14 protein-coding genes and 2 pseudogenes are annotated in these 19,757 nt (G+C 59.7%); 7 read left to right on the top strand and 9 right to left on the bottom strand.

Features of this window, described 5'->3' with window-relative positions:
- Window positions 1-3: 3 nt before the first annotated feature.
- From B0G76_RS38850 to B0G76_RS38830, 5 genes and pseudogenes are all read right to left on the bottom strand, one after another.
- A complete protein-coding gene (locus tag B0G76_RS38850) occupies window positions 4-753 on the bottom strand; it encodes a Fic family protein (protein WP_120297946.1) in 750 nt (249 codons plus the stop codon).
- 126 nt (window positions 754-879) lie between these two features.
- Window positions 880-2,193 (bottom strand): lipid IV(A) 3-deoxy-D-manno-octulosonic acid transferase, encoded by a 1,314-nt coding sequence (waaA, locus tag B0G76_RS38845; RefSeq protein WP_120297945.1) that lies wholly within the window; start codon window positions 2,191-2,193, stop codon window positions 880-882.
- Between the two features lie 76 nt (window positions 2,194-2,269).
- A pseudogene (locus tag B0G76_RS38840) lies at window positions 2,270-3,155 on the bottom strand (Kdo hydroxylase family protein).
- 61 nt (window positions 3,156-3,216) lie between these two features.
- The gene (waaC, locus tag B0G76_RS38835; RefSeq protein WP_120297944.1) at window positions 3,217-4,218 is read right to left on the bottom strand and encodes a lipopolysaccharide heptosyltransferase I; all 1,002 of its coding nucleotides are present in this window, start codon (window positions 4,216-4,218) and stop codon (window positions 3,217-3,219) included.
- A gap of 162 nt (window positions 4,219-4,380) precedes the next feature.
- Window positions 4,381-5,775, bottom strand: a complete 1,395-nt coding sequence (locus tag B0G76_RS38830) for a phosphomannomutase/phosphoglucomutase (RefSeq protein WP_120297943.1) — start codon at window positions 5,773-5,775, stop codon at window positions 4,381-4,383.
- Window positions 5,776-6,112: 337 nt separating this feature from the next.
- Between B0G76_RS38830 and B0G76_RS38825 the strand changes: the two genes are divergently transcribed.
- The 7 genes and pseudogenes from B0G76_RS38825 (at window position 6,113) to B0G76_RS38795 (ending at window position 14,448) form a co-directional block, all read left to right on the top strand.
- Window positions 6,113-7,375 carry an oligosaccharide flippase family protein gene (locus tag B0G76_RS38825; protein ID WP_120297942.1) on the top strand — a complete coding sequence of 421 codons (1,263 nt, stop codon included), beginning with the start codon at window positions 6,113-6,115 and terminating at the stop codon, window positions 7,373-7,375.
- Window positions 7,372-8,199 (top strand): glycosyltransferase, encoded by an 828-nt coding sequence (locus B0G76_RS38820; protein WP_120297941.1) that lies wholly within the window; start codon window positions 7,372-7,374, stop codon window positions 8,197-8,199. The genes B0G76_RS38825 and B0G76_RS38820 overlap by 4 nt, the downstream gene beginning before the upstream one ends.
- A gap of 51 nt (window positions 8,200-8,250) precedes the next feature.
- A complete protein-coding gene (locus B0G76_RS38815) occupies window positions 8,251-9,399 on the top strand; it encodes a glycosyltransferase family 4 protein (protein ID WP_120297940.1) in 1,149 nt (382 codons plus the stop codon).
- Between the two features lie 12 nt (window positions 9,400-9,411).
- Complete coding sequence (galE, locus tag B0G76_RS38810) at window positions 9,412-10,434, top strand: UDP-glucose 4-epimerase GalE (protein WP_120297939.1); 1,023 nt, start codon at window positions 9,412-9,414, stop codon at window positions 10,432-10,434.
- Window positions 10,435-10,889: 455 nt separating this feature from the next.
- Window positions 10,890-12,042: pseudogene (locus tag B0G76_RS38805) on the top strand (glycosyltransferase).
- Window positions 12,043-12,068: 26 nt separating this feature from the next.
- A complete protein-coding gene (locus B0G76_RS38800) occupies window positions 12,069-13,157 on the top strand; it encodes a glycosyltransferase family 1 protein (protein ID WP_120297938.1) in 1,089 nt (362 codons plus the stop codon).
- Between the two features lie 94 nt (window positions 13,158-13,251).
- Window positions 13,252-14,448, top strand: coding sequence for a glycosyltransferase (locus B0G76_RS38795; RefSeq protein ID WP_120297937.1), 1,197 nt, complete (start codon window positions 13,252-13,254; stop codon window positions 14,446-14,448).
- Here the strand turns inward: B0G76_RS38795 and B0G76_RS38790 are convergent.
- The 4 genes from B0G76_RS38790 to B0G76_RS38775 form a co-directional block, all read right to left on the bottom strand.
- A complete protein-coding gene (locus B0G76_RS38790; protein WP_120297936.1) occupies window positions 14,374-15,858 on the bottom strand; it encodes an MOP flippase family protein in 1,485 nt (494 codons plus the stop codon). The two genes, B0G76_RS38795 and B0G76_RS38790, sit on opposite strands and share 75 nt — an antisense overlap.
- A gap of 159 nt (window positions 15,859-16,017) precedes the next feature.
- A complete protein-coding gene (locus B0G76_RS38785; protein ID WP_120297935.1) occupies window positions 16,018-16,293 on the bottom strand; it encodes a hypothetical protein in 276 nt (91 codons plus the stop codon).
- Window positions 16,287-18,278 (bottom strand): GNVR domain-containing protein, encoded by a 1,992-nt coding sequence (locus B0G76_RS38780; protein WP_120297934.1) that lies wholly within the window; start codon window positions 18,276-18,278, stop codon window positions 16,287-16,289. Before B0G76_RS38780 ends, B0G76_RS38785 begins: the two co-directional genes overlap by 7 nt.
- A 96-nt stretch (window positions 18,279-18,374) precedes the next feature.
- Window positions 18,375-19,739, bottom strand: a complete 1,365-nt coding sequence (locus B0G76_RS38775; RefSeq protein WP_120297933.1) for a cellulase family glycosylhydrolase — start codon at window positions 19,737-19,739, stop codon at window positions 18,375-18,377.
- Window positions 19,740-19,757: the final 18 nt, after the last annotated feature.

Below are 19,757 nucleotides of genomic sequence, written 5' to 3'. Positions count from 1 at the left end.
GCCTTACTCGCCCGGATGGCATTCAAGCAGGAATGCCATCATTTCGGTTCCATCTTTCGATAGATAGAAGCGGACCATCTTTTCGTTGAAATCGCCCGCGCGCTGCGCCGGCACGCTGATCGCGTCGATACCGTTCGACATCAGCACACCATTCATCATGAAGCGCGACGTGCGCTTGTTGCCGTCGAAGAAGAACTGCTGCAACGCGCCGAACAGGAAGAAAGCGCAACCCCGTTCAAATGCATTCGAAACCTGATCGGTCAGTGCGCGTGTGCCCGCGGCAAAAACCCGGTTGAGTTCAGGCGCTCCGGGCAAGGTCGGCAACGGGGTATGCCGCCCAGCCTCACCCAACGCTACGTCGGGCGTGTATCGCGTCTCCTCGCCTTCCCCACGGAATACGCCCCACTCGAGCGCCTCATTACGCGCGACAAGGCGATGCAGGTCGCAAAACGTCGTTTTATCGAGCGCAAACCGACCGTTCTGCACGATAGCAAGCAGATGTTTCGAACTCTCCGCGAGATTAAGGACCTGCTCCTGATCAGAAATCTTGCGTCCACCCACCGTTACACCGTCGAGCAGCGTCTTTACCTCGGGAAAGGTAAACGGATTACCTTCGAGTACGCTCGCATCCCACACGAATTCCGGCAGCATCCGATGAAAGCGAAAGCACACCCGTTTGATCGAATGAGTCGGCAAGTCTTGTCGGATCGCGGCGCGATCCCATTGAAAGCCGAGGTCGGTGAAAAGCGTCATGGCAGGTTGGAAAGAGGCAGTTTGGATCACAGGGCCGTCAACGCTTGAGCCCGGTGTTGGCAGAATATACGATTTATCGGCACGCGAAGCGATAGGGCGCGGCCCGCCTTGGCAACGCTCGAATCCCTATTCCGGCAACAACGCCATCAACACATCAACAGTCCGTGCCGTCGCCCCGCGATGCCGCGCGGCAAACGCCGAGGCCGCGCCGCCCATTGCGAGCCGCGCCGCCTTATCGCCGAAGAGTTCGCGCAATGCCCGCGCCAGATCAGCCGGATCCTGCACCTGCACCGCCGCACCCGCCGCGACGGCATCCGCCGTGGCTTGAGTAAAGTTGAACACGTGCGGCCCAATCAGCACCGGCACGCCAACCGCACAGGCTTCGATCAGATTCTGCCCGCCCAGCGGCAGCAAACTCCCGCCGATAAACGCCAGATCCGAAGCAGCATAGTAAGCGCCCAGCTCGCCCATCGAATCGCCGAGCAGCACGTTCACATCAGCAGGCAAAGCAGGCACACCGCCGCTAGTCGTCGAGGCAGCCGATGCCACCGCCGCGCCCGGCGCCCACGTCGAACGCCGCTCAAGCCGCAAACCGCCCTTCTCCACCAGCGCCGCCACTTCGTTAAACCGTTGCGGATGACGCGGCACCAGAATCAGCAAAGCATCGTCGACGCCCAGCGCTGCGAACGCCTGCAACACCAGTTCCTCTTCGCCTTCGCGTGTACTGGCCGCGACCCACACAGGCCGCGTGCCGATCGCCGCACGCCATGCGTGACCGCGCGCCGCCAATTCCGGCGGCGTATTCATATCGAACTTCAGGTTGCCGAGCACGGCGACGTTACGCGCACCGAGTGCGGTAAGCCGCTCGGCATCCGCCGGACTCTGCGCCAGCACGCGTGCAAAGCCGCCGAACACGTCTTTCGTGGCATGTCCAAACTTGGCCGCGCGCTTATGCGAGCGTGCCGACATCCGCGCATTCGTCAGCACGAGCGGCACATCCGCGCGACGGCATTCGTCGATCAGCGTCGGCCACACTTCGGTTTCCATCACCAGACCGAGCGACGGCCGCCAAGCCCGTAAAAACCGCCGCACCGCGTGCGGCATGTCGTACGGCAGATAGCTGCGCAACACACGGTCGCCGAAAATCTGCTCACCGGTGGCTCGGCCGCTCGGCGTCATATGCGTCAAAAGAATGCGTGCGTCGGGGCGCGCCTTCATCAGCGCGTCGATCAACGGTTGCGCGGCACGCGTCTCGCCTACCGACACCGCATGCACCCAGATCAGCGGCGCATTGTCTTCCGGCAACCGGCCACGCGAGTAACCGAAACGCTCGGCGATATGCTCGCGATAGCCGCGCTCCTTGCGCGAACGGATCAGCAAACGCAGCACGGCAAGCGGCGCGATGATCCACCAGAGCGTGTTATAAATTGCCCTCAGCATCGGGACTCCGCACGCCCGAGTGCGAATCCGGATGCAAGCGCGATTTTCACCGCGCGATCGAACCAGACAGCGGCGCTCAAACCAGCGCCCTGCCCTTCAGGCGCTCGAGAATGCCGAGCGGCGCGCATTCCGGCTGCGCCATCGCCTTAACCGGCAGGAAGAAGGTCTGCTCCAGCATGAACTGGCCGGACATCACCGCGTGCGACGTCTGGTCGGAGAAACACACCCACACGCTACCCGGCGGAAACGGCATGGTCTCCTGCGGGCTCGACTTCTGATACTCGAGATCGGCCTTCATGCCGTCATGCAGATTCAGCATCAGATGGTCGTATTCGCTGCGCGGCGATTTGGTGACGTGCAGCAGGTTCAGCAGCCCACGCCGAGCCCGGCATCTGCGGTTTGATGCGCGGCAGGAAGCGTTTGGCCATATCCTCGAACGGCTCGCCAACGCGCCATACGCGCGGCGCCCCAAGCGGATTGACGTTGGTGAACACGCGCAAAATGCGCTCGCCGTAATTCGGCCGCGACGGAAAGGCATCGACGTGCAACCGGCTATCGTCCTTACGCCAGGATGTCTCGCGCCCTTCCACCTGATGCAGCCGCAGGCTGGTCGGCGCAACGCGCAGCTTGCTGTTGTATTCGGGGAACAGCCCATCTACCAGCGTGCGGGCATTGGCCTGATAGCGCGCGATCAACGCGCGTACCGCCGATTGCGTGACCGCATCGCCAGCCACGCCGTGCAAGGCGCCGCCGTTCGGCTCAAGACTGATGTTCTTGCGGCTCGGATCGGCCAGGGCGGGATCGAGCAGCGCCTGTTCGCCGCCTTCGATCGCAAAGCGCAGGTTCGGGAAATACAGCACTTTGCCGCGTTCGACGCCGGCCAGCAGCATCTCGCGCGGCACGGACAGATTGCGTCCGTGCCAGTCGGCATTCGCTACTTCGATGATCTGGGTTTCGTTCATGGTCGCCCTTGAAAACGGATGGAGCGTAAGGCGAAGCACACCGCATTACAGCGCTACAGCATTAGAGCAGGCCGAAACCGGCCAGTGCGGATTTGACTTCTTGCAGCGTGGGCGGCTTGCCGGCCGTGCCGCGATTGACGACGTTCGGCGACCAGTAGCCGCCGGTCCGCCACGCGGTGGCGAAATTGTACAACTCGACCGTTGGCCGCTTCAGCGCGGCTGCAATGTGAACCAGACCTGTGTCAACGCCGACTGTCGCGGCGGCCCCTTCGATCAGGCCAACCACCGCCGGCAACGACAGCTTGGGTGGCACGATGGCCGCGGCACCGAACTCCTTCGCCAGACGTTCGCTGGTGACGCGTTCTTCCTCGCTGCCCCACGGCAGCACGATCGACGCGCCGCGCCGCACCAGAGACTGACCGAGGTCGATCCACGCGGCATCGGGCCACTGCTTGTCGGCGCGCGAGGTGGCGTGTACGAACACCACGTAAGGCACCGGCAGGTTCAGATTCGCCTCCGACAGAGCCAGCGCCGCGCGGCCGGTGTCGATGCCGAAGTCGATCTCGTCGGTGGGTTGCGGCTGCGGGTCGTTCAGCGCCGCAGCCACCAGTTGGCGCGTACGCTCGACCACATGGGTGCGCGGCTCGATCGGCACCCGTTTACCGTAGAAGAAGCGCACGGGCCATTCGAAGCCCGCGCCGTCGGTACGGTTTGCGAGGCCGACCAGCGGTCCGCGCGCCATGCTCGCGACCCACGCGGTCTTGATGAGCCCCTGGCAGTCGATCACGAGATCGTAGTTCTCGGCGGCGAGCGCGCGGCGAAACGCACCAATCTCGCGCCAGTTGTCGACCGACAGGATGCGCTTGCGCCAACGCCGCAGCGACACGGGAATCGCCCGTCGCACGCCGCTGACGAGCTCCACGAGCCCCACGAAGCTCTCTTCGACGAGCCAGTCGATCTGGGCATCGGGATGGCGGCGTCGGATATCGGCGATCACCGGCATGTTGTGAACGACGTCGCCCAATGACGACACCCTCACGATCAGTATCTTTTGCACGCTCAAGTGTGGGAAAACCGGCTATCCGGCCCGAATATGCATTGAAAGGACCGCAATTCTAGCGCGACACGGGTAAATGGCATGAAAAAACGCGGCGCGGTAAGTGAAACCCGCGCCGCGTTCGACGGCAGCCGCGGTTCACGAAGAACCGCGCCGCCACTGGAGCATTTAGAACGGCAGCTTCGCGTCCGGCTTCTCCGCCATGATCACGCGGCGGAAGTCTTCCTGGATGCGCTTGAGTGCCGCGTCGCTATCGGCCTCGAAACGCATCACCACCACCGGCGTGGTATTCGACGAGCGCGCGAGGCCGAAACCGTCCGGATACTCGACACGCAGGCCGTCGATCTTCACGACGTCATCCGCACCGGTGAAGGTGGCGTTTTGCTGCAAACGCGCGATCAGTTCGAAATTTTCGCCTTCTTCGAGCTTCAATTGCAGTTCCGGCGTGGAATTCGAGTTCGGCAGCGAATTCAGCAGCGCGCTCGGATCGGCCACGCGCGTGAGGATTTCCAGCAGACGCGCGCCCGTGTACAAACCGTCGTCGAAACCGTACCAGCGGTCCTTGAAGAACACGTGGCCGCTCATTTCGCCCGCCAGCGGCGCGCCGGTTTCGCGCAGCTTCGCCTTGACCAACGAGTGGCCGGTCTTCCACATCAGCGGTTCGCCGCCCTTCTCCTTGATCCACTTGCCCAGATTGCGCGTGCACTTCACGTCGTAAATGATCTGCGCGCCCTTGTTGCGCGACAAGACTTCTTCGGCGAACAGCATCAGCTGGCGGTCCGGATAGATGATCTGGCCGTCTTTGGTGACCACGCCGAGCCGGTCGCCATCGCCATCGAACGCGAAACCGATTTCAGCGTCGGTTTCCTTCAGCGCGCGGATCACGTCCTGCAGATTCTCGGGGTGAGCCGGGTCCGGGTGATGATTCGGGAAGTTGCCGTCGATCTCGGTGAACAGTTCGACCAGTTCGCAGCCGAGCTTCTTGAAGAGCATTGGAGCCAGGCCACCTGCCACGCCGTTGCCGGTGTCGACCACGATCTTGATCGGGCGTGCGAGCTTGACGTCGCCGGCGATGCGGTCCAGATAGGCGTCGGCGATATCGTACTCAGTGTACGTGCCGCTACCTTCGGAGAAGTTTTCGTCAACGATGCGCTGATGCAGCGCGAGGATCTGTTCGCCATAAATGGCCGCGCCGCGCAGGACCATCTTGAAGCCGTTGTAGTCGGGCGGATTGTGGCTGCCCGTCACGACGATGCACGAATCGACGCGGCGTTCGCCACCGTCGAGCTGCAACGGCACGCTGGCCGCGAAGTAGCCGACCGGCGTCGGCACCATGCCGACGTTGACCACGTCGACGCCGGCCGCACGCAGGCCGTCCGACAGCGCCTGGATCAGCTCGGGACCCGAGAGGCGTCCGTCACGCGCGACCACCACGGCGTCGCCGCCCTGCGCCCGCACTTCGCTGCCGAAGGCGAGGCCGATCGAACGCGCTGCATCCGCGTCGAGCGTCTTGCCGATTACGCCGCGAATGTCATACGCCTTGAAAATAGATTTGGAGATCATGTTGGCTCACTTGCGTGCAATGGAAAATTTTGACCGACGCATCGCTGAGGAATCGGTAAATTACGCATCAAATTCGTTATTCACCGACGGATATGACATCGCGAAGCGCCCTTGCCGGAAGCGATCCTGTTCCAACTTATAATTGCGCTTTTCGGACCCACCTTATAAACGCCATTCTAATGCTTAGACGCCCTCCATTTGCAACGTTGCCGTTACAAACGGCCGGGTGGGCAGTCGCGCGCATTACGCTTCTCATGTCGCGGGTGCCGCCCATACAAATGACACAATCGACGCAAACCGCACAACAAGCGCCATTGCATCGGCGAGCGGCCACGGGATGCTGACGCTAAAACGCTTCGCCAATCCCGACGTCACGCGCGCCTTCACCAATATCGTCTGGCTCGGGCTGGAGCGGCTCACGCAGATCGGTGTGGCAATCGCGATCAGCGGCATGCTGGCGCGCTACTTCGGGCCGGATACCTTCGGCAAATGGCAGTATGCGAATACGCTGCTGCTGGTGCTTTCGCCGATCACCTGGGTGTGCGGCGCGGAAATTCTGGTTCCCACCATCGTCAGCCGGCCGCCAATCCAGCTGGGCACGGTGCTCGGCAGCGCCTTCGCGCTGCGCTTCTCGGTGTCCGTCGCGGCGCTGCTGCTCACGTGGCTCGGCATCGCGCTGCACTTTTTCGATCCATTGGTGGGCGTGATGCTCGCCGGCCTCGCGGTGACCATGCTGTTTCGCGAGCCGTTCGTCGGCGTGATCAACGCGTGGCTGCAAAGCATGACGTACAGCAAGCCGCAGTTGCTCACCAGCATGAGCACCGCGGTACTGAAAGCCGGCTTCGTCTATCTGCTGGTGCGTGCCATGGCAACACCCGCGCGCTTTGGTTGGCTGTGGGCGGCCGAATCGGCGGTGATCGGCGCGGTTCTGCTGGTCTATTTCACTCGGCGGCATGGCGGCAAGCTCGGCTGGCACCTCGACCGCTCGCTCTTCAGGCACTTCGCCACCGCGGGCACGGTGTTCTGGCTCGGCCTGATCTGTATGTATTTGTTCCTGAAACTGGACAGGCTGATGCTCGAACGGGCGATTTCCTTCGCCGACCTCGGCCGTTATTCCGCCGCTCAGCAGTTGAACGAAAACTGGATCACGCTCGCGCTCATGCTCGCGCAGACGATCGCGCCCGCCTTCGTCTACCGTGTGCAGGACGCCGCGCAGCTTCGACGCAACGTGTGGCGGCTCACCGCCATGACCGCCGCGCTGATGGTGAGCGGCGCGATCGTGCTGGACCTGCTGGCCGGCTTCATCATCCGCCACGTGTTCGGGCCGGATTTTGAAGGCGCGATCGAGATTTTCCGCTGGGCCGTGTGGCTTTCCGTGCCCGCCGGCATCGAAGCGATCGGCAACCTGATCGTGCTGAAATATCAGGCCAAGTTCGTGTTGCTCTCAAAGTGGCTGCTGGCACTGGCTGTGGCGTTCATCGTCAATTTACTGGCGATCCCGCGGCTTGGCGCTTACGGTGCGCTGGTGGGCCTGGCGGCTGGTTATCTCGCCGCCGCGTCAGTTAATCTTTATTACATTCGTTTCAAATTGCGCCCATGACGAACTCATCCGCCACAGCGCTTTCCCTCGATGATGTCGCCGTCCTGATGCCGGCGTACAACGGCCAGGCTGACGTCGATCTCACGCTGGCCTCGTTCAGCGAAAACGCGCCGATCCACGTGCTAATCGTCGACGACGGCAGCACGCCGCCAATCGTCGCGCCGGCGATCCCGAACATGAAGATCGACGTGCTGCGCATGCCGCAGAACGGCGGCATCGAGCGCGCGCTGCAAACCGGCGTCGACGCCCTGGCGCAGCGCGGCTTTCGCTACGCAGCGCGCATCGACGCGGGCGACCGCAGCGTGCCGCAGCGCCTGGCCAAACAACGCGCGTTCATGGAATCGCATCCTCAAGTGGCCGGGCTCGGCATGTGGACGCAGGTCGTCACGCGTGAAGGGAAACCGCTTTTCATGCTGACGCCGCCCGCCGAGCCGGATGCGATCCGGCGCCTGCGCTTCTTCCGTTCATGCCTCGCGCATCCTTCCATGATGCTGCGTATCGAGGCCGTCCGCGCGGTCGGCAACTATCGTGCGGCGTATCCTTCCGCCGAAGACCTGGATCTGTTCGTACGCCTGATGGCACGCTACGACTGCGCGAATCTGCCGGAACTCGGGCTCTATTACGAGTTGAACGAAGGCGGTATTAGCGCGACCAAACGGCGCCGCCAGGTGAACTCCACGTTGCGGCTGCAACTACGCTACTTCAACGCCGCCAATCTGTACGACTGGCTGGGGCTCGCCAAGAATCTGCTGCACCTGGTGACGCCCTACCGCGCCTTGCAACGGGTCAAACGCAGCTTGCTGGCGCCGCGTGCGAGCCATTGATTTCGTTGCTCCGTCATCCACCCTCTCATTCACCGTCGAGCCCGTTCCCGCATGAAGCCTGCCCTGAAGTCGACGCCCGCACTGCGTATTACACTCGTCTGTAACACCGCCTGGGCAATCTATACGTATCGGCAAGGGCTGATTCGCATGCTGGTGGGACGCGGCGTCGACGTGACGGTGCTCGCGCCGCGCGACCGCACGTTCGAACTGCTCACCGCAATGGGGTGCCGTTGCATCGAATTGCCGGTGGCATCGAAAGGCACCAATCCGCGCGACGACCTGCGCACGCTTTTGTCGTTGTATCGTTTGTATCGCAGCATCCGCCCGCACGTGGTGTTCCATTACACGATCAAGCCGAACATTTACGGCTCGGTCGCCGCGAAACTGGCGGGCGTGCAGTCGGTGGCGGTGACCACCGGGCTCGGTTACGTGTTCATCCAGCAGAGCCGCGCTGCACAGGTCGCAAAAAAACTGTACCGTTTCGCCTTCCGTTTCCCGCGCGAAATCTGGTTTCTGAATCGGGACGATCAGGCCGCGTTTGTGGAGCAGAATTTGTTGGTGCATCCTGAGCGTGCGCGTCTCCTGCATGGCGAAGGGGTCGATCTCGAACAGTTCGCCTTCACCCCGCTGCCGGAGCGGGCAGCGTTCAAATTCGTGCTGATCGGGCGGCTCCTGTGGGACAAGGGCGTTGCCGAATATGTCGAAGCCGCGCGACGCTTGCGCGAACGTTATCCCCAGGCGCGGTTCCAGCTGCTCGGGCCGGTCGGTGTCGACAACCCTAGCGCGATCACCCGCGAAGAGGTGGCCGCGTGGGAGCAGGAAGGCATCATCGAGTATCTTGGCGAGGCGCACGACGTGCGGCCCTTCATTGCCGAGGCGGACTGCGTCGTACTGCCGTCTTATCGCGAAGGCGTGCCTCGCACGCTGATGGAAGCATCGGCGATGGGCCGGCCGATCGTGACAACGGACGTGCCCGGCTGCCGCGAAGTGGTGGCGGATGGTGTTAACGGACTGCTGTGCGAAGTGCGCAATGCAGAGAGTCTCGCGGCGAAGCTGGCGCACATGCTCGACATGAGCGGCGCCGAGCGCCGTGCAATGGCTGAACGCGGCCGACAGAAAGTCGCGCAAGAGTTCGACGAACGCGTTGTCGTCGAAACCTATAAGGACCTGGTGCAGAAAATGACGGGCGTTTTACTTTAACGGAGCAACAGCATGACCACGAAGGGTACGATTCTGGTAACGGGCGGTGCAGGATTTATCGGCTCGCACACGTGTGTCGAACTGCTGAACGGCGGTTACGACGTCGTGGTAATCGACAATCTCGTGAACAGCAACCGCGAATCGCTGCGGCGCGTGGAGCAAATCACCGGCAAGCCCGTGACTTTCTACGAAGCCGACGCGCGCGATGAAGCTGCGCTCAACCGTATTTTCGACGCACACCCGATCACCGGCGCGATTCACTTCGCCGCGCTGAAAGCCGTGGGCGAATCGGTCGCCAAGCCAATCGAGTACTACAGCAATAACGTCGGCAGTTTGCTGGCGCTGCTCGGCGTGATGCGCGAACGCAATGTGAAGCAGTTCGTGTTCAGCTCTTCGGCGACGGTGTATGGCGTGCCGAAGAGCTCGCCGATCGATGAATCGTTCCCACTGTCGGCCACCAATCCTTATGGGCAATCGAAGCTGATCGCCGAGCAGGTTTTGCGTGATCTGGAAGTGGCGGATGCGTCATGGCGGATCGCGACGCTGCGATATTTCAATCCGGTTGGCGCGCATGAGAGCGGGTTGATTGGCGAGGACCCGGCTGGCATTCCGAATAACCTGATGCCGTATGTGGCACAGGTTGCCGTCGGTAAGCTGGAAAAGCTGCGAGTATTCGGTGGTGACTATGAAACGCCGGACGGCACCGGAGTGCGGGACTATATCCACGTTGTGGACCTGGCGCGCGGGCATCTGGCCGCGCTGGATGCGCTGGTTACGCGCGATGCCAGCTTTGTCGTGAATCTCGGCACAGGCCAGGGGTATAGCGTTATCGACGTCGTCAAGGCGTTCGAGAAAGCCGCGGGCCGACCGGTGCCGTACGAAATCGTAGCGCGTCGCCCGGGTGACGTGGCTTCGTGTTTTGCGGATCCCGCCGCGGCTCTGGAAGTGATTGGCTGGCGCGCCCAGTTTGGGATCGAGCGGATGTGCGCGGATCACTGGCGGTGGCAGTCGACGAATCCGCACGGATTCGCCTGAATGAAGTAAATGTCGACGGCGGAACGAGTCGCCTGGCAGGGACTCAGCCGCTGTCGATCACCCAGAACCTCGCACTGCGTGCGTTCCATGTCGTGCTGCCTCCAGGCAATCCGCTCAATCTCCGCAATTAGCGAACCTCCCGGCCTTTATATGTCGATCTGACATTCCGCGAGTCCGGCCGAATTCAAATCGTAAAAGACCGTCAATTCAGTTTTATTCCGCCACCTTGCCGCTTTAATTCGCATTCTTTTTGCGGATAGAACCTAATTCATTCGTACCATATTGAGAATACTTTCCCAATCGTTTCGTAGGCCTACATAGTTATATTTTTTCAATGTGCGCTATCACACGGTGCCATTGACCCCGTAAAGACAAGATCAAAGGGCGCTGGGTGCTTCCACCTTATCGAACAGTCCCATCTTGCCTACCAGAATCTCGTCAACGGGAACAGACATATGAAAGACATCGTTCATATCACGGAAGCCTTCGGAGGGGGGGTTCTGTCGATGCTAGTCGAGCTTTCCAATCGCGCTGCGGAGGCCGGGGCCAATGTTTCCGTCATTTATTCATTGCGGCGTGAAACGCCTCATGATTTCGCGCGCCTGTTCCATCCGAAGGTGAAAATGACTTATGTCGCGATGTGCAGAGAGATCAGTTTTTAAGAAAGACTGGTCGAGCCTGCGCGCACTGGTTCAAAACCTGCGCGACCGCAATCCCGAAGTTATCCACCTCCACTCGTCGAAAGCCGGCGCGCTTGGGCGCGCTGCCGCCAAGATTGCGTCTCCTCACGCCAAAGTACTCTATTCGCCGCACGGCCCCGCTTTTCTACGGCGCGATGTATCGCCCACGAAGCAGTTCGCCTATCTGAGCCTTGAGCGATTGGCCAACTATATCGGTGGAACGATCGTCGCATGCTCACGTAGCGAACTTCATGAAATCAAGGGCCGAGTTCACGCGCGCGCCGCCATTCTGATCGAGAACGGGGTCGACGTCAGTGAAATCCCCGCACGGTACCAACGCACCGACGGCAAGATCGTTGTCGGCATGACAGGCCGGGCGTCGTACCAGAAGAATCACGAGGTGTTCATTCAACTCGCGCATGAACTTCAGAATCCCGCTGTCAGCTTTGTCTGGATAGGCGGGAACACAGAGGACGTGCCGGCGTGTTACCAGGGCGACGCGGTGACGTGCAGCGGTTGGGTCACCCGTGCGCGCGCATTGGAATTGATGTCCGAACTCGACGTCTACGTTCAGACGTCCCGCTGGGAGGGCATGCCTCTGGCGCTGATCGAGGCGCAAGTCGCGGGCATTCCTGCGGTCGTCACTAACGTAGTCGGCAATCGGGATGTCGTTATTCACGGCGTAACCGGTTTTGTGGCGACAAACGCCGAGGAAATGGCGATCTATCTTGCTCTTCTCCGTGACAACTTGACGCTTCGGCAGCAAATGGGTGCGGCCGCGAGAAAGCGCGCGATGGAGCGTTTTTCCATGGACGCGATTTTTCGGGAGTGGAGACAGCTTTACGGTCTTGCCGACGAGCGGAATACCAGCAAAGAGCCCTTGATCACTGACATCGCGCTTCCTTACGAAGTCAATCGCCAAATCTGACTTCCGGAGACAACGGTGTGAAGAATATGTACCCGGCTGCACCCACATTCATCTACAACGGTCGCTTCGCCACACAGAAGACGACCGGCGTACAACGCGTTGCACGTGAATTGATCGTTGCGCTTGGGCATTTGCCCGACAACGGCAAGGTAACCGTCGTCGTTCCGCCGCAACAGGATCTTCTCTCAGTGGGCAATACGACTACCGTCAAGATCGGATTTGGAAAAGGCGTGTTCTGGGAGCAGCTCGTTCTCCCCTTGTTCGCCGGCCGTCACCGTATTGTCAATCTCAGCAACTCGGCTTCGATCTTCCGCTTCAACCAGGTTATTTATATGCACGACGCAGCGGTGTTCGATACACCTGCCCATTTCTCCTGGCGTTTCCGGACGTGGTACAGGCTAATGTTCTGGATCCTTGCACGGACTTCAAGTTGCGTGGTCACCAATTCGAATTTCTCGAGGCTGCGTCTTGCTCACCACTGCGGCGTGCCGGCAGCACGAATCAGCGTCGTTCCGCTCGGCGCGGATCATCTCGATGCAATCGTGCCCGATACCAGCGTGCTGCATGAACACGATTTGACCTCGAGGCGTTTCGTGCTGGCGGTCAGCAGCATGAATCCCACGAAGAACTTTGGCCGCATTCTGGAGGCCTTCCGCCAACTTGGCGATCCTGAGATCGATCTGGTCATTGTCGGCATGAAAAACGCGAGCGTGTTCGGCGATGTCGAAGACGTTCAAGGCGTCGCGCCCAACATCAAGGCTGTCGGCTATATCAGCGACGAGAAGCTGAAGGCGCTATATCAGCACGCACACTGCTTTCTCTATCCATCGATCTATGAAGGGTTCGGCATTCCACCGCTCGAAGCGATGCGAAGCGGCTGCCCGGTTATCGTGGGTCGCTTGGCGGCACTACCGGAAACCTGTGGAGATGCCGCGCTCTATTGCGACCCCTACTCGTCAGACGATATTGCAGACCAGTTACGGACGCTACTTCGCTCACCTGAACTCCGGACGACTCTCATAGAGCGAGGTCGTGCGCACGCTGCCAAGTACCTCTGGGACTCAAGCGCCAGGATGCTCACTCAGGTTATCGATCGATCCCGGCGCAGGGTGTGACTTCGCTCACATCGCCTCGCAACCCTCCGCCGGCGATTCGGATCAGGATGATCGGCATGCCCGCAGGCCATACTTCGTTCCAAGGAGAATATCAGTGAGGTTGGGCATCTATTGCGATTCGAGCGTCAACGGTGGCCACGAGGAAATGCTCAAGCGACTCATTCTCGCACTCGTAAAGTGCCCGGGGATTGTCAGCCTCGCTATTCTCGTGCCGGCCGAGAATAAACTCATGTCGGCCTTTGCTAACGATATCGCCAGACGGCATCGTCAGGTCGCGGTCATCTCATTGACATTCACTTCCGAGTCGATTCACCGCAACCCGCTTGCTCTCCTGTCGGCGACGTGGCGCACGGCCGCTCTATTGCGCACGCTTCATCTGTCGAAACTCGTCATCGCTCAGGGAACCATCGTGTCTGCCGTCGCCGGTTTGTTCGCCGCACGACTGACGCGAACGACGGCCGTCAGCTACATCCCTCTGGTTGATGACGATACGGAAGCGGGCGTTCCCGCAACAGAACGAATCAAATCGCTGGTTAAACGTGCGCTGTACCATCTACCGCACCAGTACATCACGCTGAATGATCATCTGCGCGGAAAGCTTTTGAAGCTGGCGCCGGGAACGCCTGCCGCGATTCTCGAAAACTATGTCGACGACAGATTTAGCCAGACTACCCTCACCCGCGACGCGGCACGCAGCGTACTTGCCTTGCCCCAATCCGGAAAGTTCATTTGCGCACACATTGGCCGGATTCACTTACAGCATAAGCGGCAAGATTTCCTGCTCGCTGCCATCGAACGACACCCGGAGGCGTTTGCGAATACGCTTGTGCTCATCGTGGGTGACGGCCCGGACGCCGAGACATTGCGGCAAATGGTGCAAAACAGTGAGATCCTTTCCCGTTGCGTCAGGATCATCGGCGCGCGGTCCGACGTACTGCCTTATATCGTGGCAAGCGATGTTATTGTGTTGCCTTCGGCCTATGAAGGCGTGCCGCTCGTCATGATCGAGGCCATTCTGGCAGGCCGCCCGATCGTGGCGTCGCAGGTATCGGCACTCGGATCGTACTTGCCGGCTGCGCTGCTATTTCCTGCTCACGATCAGGACGCTTTTGTCGAAAGAATATTCTCCGCGCCGACCTATCCACTCACGGGGCTGACCGATTCTTTTCGACTGCGGTTCTCTCGCGAAGTGTTTGACGCTCAAGCCCAGCGCATCCTACTGCAGACCGTGTCGCAACGCCGCCTTGCGGACCATCTTGAGCACAATGCCTCTGATCTCGGCACAAAGTAACGAGCGGTCAAGCAGAAACGTGGCACCGAAAATCACTGCACCGAGCGTAACCTCGGTGACCAGCTTCAGGACATGTCCCATCGAGGAAGCGTCCAGTAATTCCGAAACGACCAGAACGCTTGCCACCATCGGCATCGTCATTCTCAACGGCACGAAACACGCGTTGAAAAACTCTCCAAAGCTTGGACCGAGCACGCGCTTCAGCATGAATTGATACATCGGCAGAAGCATAATCGCTTCGACCGTGAGAAGCGAAATCGCCACGCCCAGCGCGCCGCCCAGATAGGCGCCGACGATGATGGCGGGCAACATCGCGGCCGTCTTTGTCAGGTTGAACAGGAAACTTATTCTGATGTTTGCGGTTGCCATCATCAACGATGCGACCGGGTTTCCGAGGCAGCGGAAGGCCCCTACCAGACAAAGCACTCTCAATACCGGCGTGGCCCAGAGCCATTTTTCGCCAAACATGCACAAGACAAAATCCGGCGCGACGACCATCAGTCCGAACACCAGAGGAAAGTTGAACATCGCGATAAACCCCGTCAGTTTGTAGTAATTTTGACGAAGCTTTGCGATGTCATCCTGAATGATCGAGAAGACGGGAAAGAGTACGCGCGTAAAGAATGGATTGAGTCTCGCCGGAAAATTGACGGCACAGTTGAGCGCCAGGTTATAGCCGCCAAGTGTCGCCGCACCCAGCACCCGACCCGCGACGATGCCGCCAAAATTGACGTTCAGATAGTTCACCATCGAGTCCATTGCCTGGAAGACACCGAAGCTGAGATACGACCTCGTCTCCGAGAACCTGAACCGCAATCCGGGCCTGTGCAGTTTGCGCCCGTTCAGATTGAGCAACACCACGCGGCACACGGCCGCCGTCAACGCACCGATAACCGGGGAATAGGCGCCATAACCTCGCAGTGCGGCGACAAGCGTCGTGATGAATAGCACCATGCTGGATGCCACCTCGATCTTCGACAGCATGTCGAACATCAGTTCACGCGCCATCAGCGATTGGTATAGCAAGCCATGCGGTGAGACGAAGAACATCAATGCAGCGAGGCCCACTAGCGTCTTCAGCTCCGGCTCCGAGAAGAACCATGCTGCCACTCCGCTTCCCGCCAGCAGGAGTCCGCCGAGACCCGCACCGAACAGGACATTGAGCCAGTAAAGCGATGAAAGCTCATTCGGAGCCACGTTCTTGCGCTGTACGATCGCCGTGCTCAGACCCATGTCGAGAAACATGTCGGCAAGCGTCGTCACCAAGGAAACCATACTCGCCAGGCCCAGTTCGCCCGGCCTCAGCAGATGCGCCAATATAGCGACCTGCAAGAACTGGACGCTGACGATCGAGATCATGGATGCTGCAGACCACTTTGCCCCCGAAATCGCCTTTTCACGTAATGACATTACTTTCCTTGCTGTCGTCTGAACTACACAGGGCAAAGCCGCACGCGCATCAGGAAGAAAAAATATCCATCGTGTAGCGGAGAGTGAAGGGTTGATGTCCGGGCCTGATACCGGAGACTTCTCCAGTGTCAGGCGCCGGCGTTTGCATGCGGGATGCGCTTAATAACGTCGGGCGCCGTGCAGCGTGTAGTCGTCACGTTCGCCATATCGTGAGGGAAGAAATCCGTTAAAAATATGCCCCCCCACATTGGCACCGACGTTCGCCAGCCGCTGCAGGGCTTCTTCGACCTGACGTGACCCGGTGTAGTCGGCACGCGACACGAGCAGAACCAGATCGCAACCTTGAGCCGCGATCGACACGGCATCGCTCACAGGAAGAACCGGAGGCGAATCGATCACCACGTAGTCGAAGCGATCACGCAGCTTGTTCAGCATGTCCCGGAACGCGGGACTGCTGAGTAGCTCTGCGGGGTTCGACGGATAAGCTTCACCCGCACCCAGGATCGACAGCCTGGTCCCTCGGATCGCACAATCGCATCATCGAGTTCCGCCGTTCCCTTGAGTACCTCCGCGAGCCCCGGCCTATCCTGATCCGCCCGGAGACGACTCAATTTCCCCTGCCGCATGTCGCCATCGATCAGCAGGACCGATGCCTCGGTCTGCGAAAGCAGATAGGCGAAATTGGACGAAACAAAGCTCTTCCCGACACCCTGCGTCGGACCCGTGAACAGAATCACCTTGTTCTTCAGCCCGCTCCCGGTTCCCGAGAGCAACGTTCTCACGCTGCTCGGCAATGCGCGTAATGCTTCAACGCTCGGATCCCCGGGACTGCTCACCGCCAGCAACTTCACCGGTTCGTCCAGACGACCTCGCGAGTCGACGCCACCGCGAAGCTGCGCCTTGGATCGCGCAACCACAGCGAGGCGCGGCAGATCCGAAATGGTGTTAATTTCTTGCGGCGTACGAAGTTCCTTTCGATTGAGCGACACGAGATGGACTGCAAGCGTGCTGGCAAACAATCCGCCGAGAATCGAACCAAGCAGAATGATTGTCTTACGCGGCCACGAGGGCTTCTCCGACGCGATGGCCCAGTCCATCACGCTTACACCGGACGCGGTACTCGCCGCGGCCACTTCGAGTTGCTGAACATTGGCCAGCACCCCGGTGTAAAGCTGCTTGTTGATCGTGGCATCCGTGGATAGCCTCACATACTCGCGCTGTGTGGCCGGCAGATTCTTCGTCGCTTCGGTGTTCTGCTGAATATCCTGCTTCACCTGATCCAATTGTTGGACCAAGCCCCTATATACCGGGCTATCCGGACCGAATGTCTGCCGCTTGTCGTCGAACTCGAGTCGCAAGGCCCGTTGTTTTTCGGCAAGCGCGTTCATGTTCGAAATGAGCGCTGACCCTTGCTGCTCCATGTCGATCGCCTGATGCTGCGTACGGAAATCGCTAAAGCTGTCTTCCGCACGATGCATCTCTTCCTTCAATTGCGGCAAGCGTGCTCGCAGGGTTTCCAGCTTCAGGCGTGCCTGGTTTGCGCGATCGTCGACATTGCGATTGACGAACGCCTGCACGATGGTGTTGACCATCAGTTGAGCGGTCAGAGGCGAGTTGGATTGATAACTCAACCTCAACATCGACGAATCTCGCACCGATGAATTCTGACTGGAAACAGAGGTTTTCAATTGCGTGCTGATATTCTCGTAAGCCGTTTGCATGGACACCTTGGACAGCGTGAACTCCACGCCCGGCCGAGCGCGCAACACATCGATCTTCAACTGCCCCGGCGCGCTCCCCTCGTCGGTCGCCACCTGGAATGCCACGGCCTCGCCAACTCGGCCCTGCGCAAGCTGATGGCTGTCTTTGTCATATAACGTCCAACTGCCCGCTTCGCCCGTCACCACGCGGAACTTGTCGCCCAGTGCGGCGCCTGGCACCTCGAAGATTCCGGGTTTCAGTTGTTCACCGCCCCAGGCATATCCACTCAGCCCCAGGAACGGCCGCGACAATACGGTGTCGGCCGCATGGCGGGATGCGAGGTAGCGGCCGATCAACGGAAAGTGGCTTTCCGTCTGCACGGTAATATCAGCCCCGGTCTTTGCAATCGCTTCGTCGACTATGGTTCGCGAAGTGAGAACATCGGTTTCGTCGTCGGCGGATTGGTCCGCCGACGTCGTTCCCGATACGTCGGATAGCGCGCTGACTGACGCACCAGGTTTGATCTGTACTCGCAGCAGTGCGTCGGCCCGGTATTGCGGCGTCGCGAGCAGGATGTACAGTCCGCCCATAAAGCAACACGTGCCGAAGATCACTGCGAACAGCAACTTGTGCCGGGCAATATTTCGCCAAAGACCGGTAAGCCCGTCGTTTTGGGCCGGAATAATGCCGACCGCCGATTGTCCGATGAATGAACTCATTTCATTTCCCGCGATAAAGGACGAAGGGGAACCCGTAAGTACACAAGCTTCCAGCTATCGAACATGCTCAATTGAATCTGCTGAAACACGTTCGCTCTACGCCGCCTTCGCGGCTACAGGCGAAACGCTGACGAACACCGGGCCACGCGCTTCAGGAACTGCAAGTACGCCGTTCGCGATCAGATCCCTGCCAGACATGTCAGTGATCCTCGCATGCCCCGCAATATGCGAAGCGTCCAAGTCCAGTGTATTTCCGTCGCCGTAAGACCAGATCACATATCTGAGCTCACCCGATTTCATACTCAACTTCAGGACAACATATTTCTGCTTCTCGTCGATGTAGTACTTCGCACTATTTGTGTTTGCCGTAAACGAAAACAGATACTTCGATGCGTTATAAGCCGGCAGCTTGTGATTGTTCACGTCCAGCAGACCGAAGTTGTGTTCCGGATTCGTCGGATCTTTACCGTCGTCGCGCATGTCGTAATAGGCTGTGAGCCCAACGCCCGCTATCCAGTCGACCAGAAATCGCCGTACCGTGTACTTGGCCTGAAGTGCCAGCGCCACCGGTGAATGCCCATTGGGTGTCGTGCTTACATAGCGGTAACCGTAACTCGGGTAAGACCATTCCGTCGTCCAGATTGCCGGCGCATGCTTATACGTGGACAAGTCCTCACGCAACGATCGGTAGTCCGCAAATACCGACTCCGGATATTCCTGGCGGTATGCGTGCACACTGATCGCGTCCGGGCCACGTTCGGTCGCACTGGAAATATCGCCAACCGATCGGATGAAGCCGAGGTCCATTTCCTGGACGCCTCCCGAAGCAATCGTCACATTCGGATCGGCTGCCCGGGCTGCCTTCACTGCGGTCACCAACAGGTTCCGATATTTCGATGGAGACGGTTTGGCGAGCCAGTACGTCGGGTGATTCTCTTCGTTCCACACCTCGTACCTGACGTTGTCCCGGCTGTATCGATGCACGGACTGATACACATAGGTGTAGAACGCTCCAAGCTGAGATGGGGTGGTTGGTGGCTGATCCGGGCTGTACAAAAAATGCTTGTAACCGAGGATAAAAAGCGCTCCCAACTTTCTCTGCGCGAGATTGGATACCAGCGTGTCGAAGTCCCCGAAATGCCAGCCGTCATTCTTCTGAACGTCTTCCCAGAAAAGATCCGTGCGAACAAAGGAGAAACCCACGTCTCTCACCGCATCCAGCAATTGCGCATCCTGGATGTCGTGAATTGCCACGCCAGTATCAGCTCGCGCCTCGGCAAACGAAGGTAGCGCGACGTAGGGCACTTCGTCGGATTGCGTCGATCCGTTCAGAACGACCATCGGCGTTGTCGGCATGGCAAAGGCGCGAATGACGAACACCCCCGCCAGTGCAAGGACCACGCCCACGCACCCTGCGACGGCAATAAGCCGACCGAATCCCCAGTTTTGCTGAGCCTTCATCTACTGCCCCCAAGCCGG

This window comes from Paraburkholderia sp. BL23I1N1 (assembly GCF_003610295.1).
Classification (GTDB): domain Bacteria; phylum Pseudomonadota; class Gammaproteobacteria; order Burkholderiales; family Burkholderiaceae; genus Paraburkholderia.
Note: the sequence above shows the minus strand (reverse complement) of the source record. Positions and strands in the feature narration are given on the sequence as shown.